2 protein-coding genes and 1 pseudogene are annotated in these 2,334 nt (G+C 72.7%); all 3 read right to left on the reverse strand.

Annotation, left to right across the window (positions count from 1 at the left end; all coding sequences use genetic code 11):
- Positions 1 to 1,000, reverse strand: a 1,000-nt coding sequence (locus tag AB0K09_RS32645; protein WP_366069014.1) for a COX15/CtaA family protein, incomplete at its 3' end; no start/stop codon positions are given.
- Positions 1,001 to 1,088: 88 nt separating this feature from the next.
- A complete protein-coding gene (locus AB0K09_RS32650; protein ID WP_366069015.1) occupies positions 1,089 to 1,877 on the reverse strand; it encodes an ABC transporter permease in 789 nt (262 codons plus the stop codon).
- Positions 1,874 to 2,334: pseudogene (locus AB0K09_RS32655) on the reverse strand (ABC transporter ATP-binding protein); the annotation flags it as partial. The gene AB0K09_RS32650 and the pseudogene AB0K09_RS32655, both read right to left, overlap by 4 nt.

A 2,334-nucleotide genomic window follows, 5' to 3' on the forward strand; every position in this document is an offset into this window, starting at 1 on the left:
GGACGCCCTGGCCCGGCTCGGCCTCGTCCGTACGCTGCGCGACCTCGGGGTCGGCGGACGGCGCCGGCAGCGTCGCCGCCTCGCCGCGCTCGCGCAGCGACAGGAAGACGCGCAGCACCGCGATCCACACCAGGCAGGAACCGAACATATGGGTGCCGACGACGAGTTCCGGCAGATGGGCGAAGTACTGCACGTACCCTATGACGCCCTGGAGGAGCAGCACGGCGAGGAGCTCCACGACGGTGCGGCGCGGGACCGCCGGCGCCTTGACGGCACGCAGGGTGAACCACAGCGCCACCGTCAGACCGACGACGATGTAGACGAAGTCGACGTGCAGCTGGGTGATCTCGTGCCAGTCCAGCGGGATGCGGTGCACGTCCTTGGAGGCATCGCCCGCGTGCGGGCCGGCCCCGGTGACGATCGTGCCGATCACGATCAGCAGGCCGCTCGCGGCGACGAGCAGGGCGCTGAGCTGCCGCACCGGACGGGCCACCACATCGCGCGGCGCGTCGTCGCCCTCGCGGCAGCGGAGCCACATCACCACGGCGACGGTCAGCAGCGCGGTGGAGAGCAGGAAGTGCGCGCTGACGATGTACGGGTTCAGACCGGTCAGCACGGTGATGCCACCGACCACGGCGTTGCCCATGACCACCCAGAACTGCGCCCAGCCGAGCCGGGTCAGCGACCGGCGGCGCGGGGTCCGCGCTCGGGCCGCGATGATCGCGAGGCCGACGACCGCGCACAGCACGTACGTCAGCATGCGGTTGCCGAACTCGATGACGCCGTTGATGCCCATGGCACCGGTGGGCGTCAGGCTCTCCTCGGTGCAGGTCGGCCACGTGGGGCAGCCGAGCCCGGACTGGGTGAGCCGGACCGCGCCGCCCGTCACGACGATGATCACGGCCATGACGACGCAGGCGAACGCCGCCCGCTCGACGAAGCGCGCGGAGGGCTGCCAGCGGTCGGCGACGGCCTGGAGGGGGTTCAGCGTTTTCGGCACGGGCTCATCGTAAGCGCCCGCTTGTGCACGGATTCACGAGGGGTGCCCGACGCGCCCGGCCCGCCTGCCGGGCGGCCTACTCGGCGGCCTACTCCCAGCGGAAGAAGCGTGCCGCGGCGCCGAGGCCGAGCACCGCCCAGACCGCCAGTACGCCCAGATCGGCCCAGGGCATGCCGGCCCCGTCCCGCAGCACGTCGCGCAGGCCGTCCGACAGCGCCGAGACCGGCAGCAGCTCCAGCGCCGAGCGGACCGCGCCCGGGAACTTCTCCAGCGGCACGATCACGCCGCCGCCCACCAGCAGCAGCAGGAAGACGAGGTTGGCGGCCGCCAGCGTGGCCTCGGCCTTGAGGGTGCCCGCCATCAGCAGCCCGAGGCCGGAGAACGCGGCCGTGCCGAGGACGAGCAGCAGAAGGACGGCGGCGCCCCCGGAAAACGTCGCAGCGCCGTGCGGCGACCAGCCCAGCGCGAACGCGATCACCGTCAGCAGGACGACCTGGAGCACCTCGGTGACCAGCACCGAGCAGGTCTTGGCGGTCATCAGCGCCCAGCGCGGCAGCGGCGACGCGCCGAGCCGCTTGAGCACTCCGTAGCGGCGCTCGAAACCGGTGGCGATGGCCTGCCCGGTGAAGGCGGTGGACATGACGGCCAGCGCGAGGATGCCCGGCGCCAGGAAGTCCACAGCCTTGCCGGCACCCGTGTCCACGATGTCGACGGAGCTGAAGAGGACCAGCAGCAGCGTGGGGATCACGACGGTCAGCAGCAGCTGCTCGCCGTTGCGCAGCAGCATCCGGGTCTCCAGCGCGGCCTGCGCCCGGATCATCCGGCCCAGCGGCGCGGCACCGGGCCGCGGCGCGAAGGTCCCCGAGGTGGCGGTCATGCCCGCAGCTCCTTACCCGTCAATTCCAGGAAGACGTCCTCCAGCGTGTGCCGCTCGACCGTTATGCGGTCCGGCATCACGCCGTGCTGGGCGCACCAGGTCGTCACCGTGGCCAGCAGCTGGGGGCCGACCTGGCCGGTGACCCGGTAGGCGCCCGGGGTGAGCTCCACCGCCGCCGTGTCCGCGGGCAGCGCCTTGAGGAGCGAGGCGATGTCCAGGCCGGGGCGGCCGCTGAAGCGCAGGGTGTTCTCGGCTCCGCCGCGGCACAGCTCCTCGGGGCTGCCCTGGGCGACGACCCGGCCACCGTCGATGATCGCGACGTCGTCCGCCAGCTCCTCGGCCTCGTCCATGAAGTGCGTGGTCAGGACGGTCGTCACCCCGTCCTCGCGCAGCTCGCGCACGAGGTCCCAGGTGGCGCGGCGGGCCTGCGGGTCGAGGCCTGCGGTGGGCTCGTCGA

It is taken from the genome of Streptomyces sp. NPDC049577, assembly GCF_040675635.1.
Lineage (GTDB): Bacteria > Actinomycetota > Actinomycetes > Streptomycetales > Streptomycetaceae > Streptomyces.

What these genes read in the sequence shown, in the direction of transcription:
- AB0K09_RS32650 (WP_366069015.1), bottom strand. Translation starts at nt 1,877, where the DNA reads ATGACCGCCACCTCGGGGACCTTCGCGCCGCGGCCCGGTGCCGCGCCG.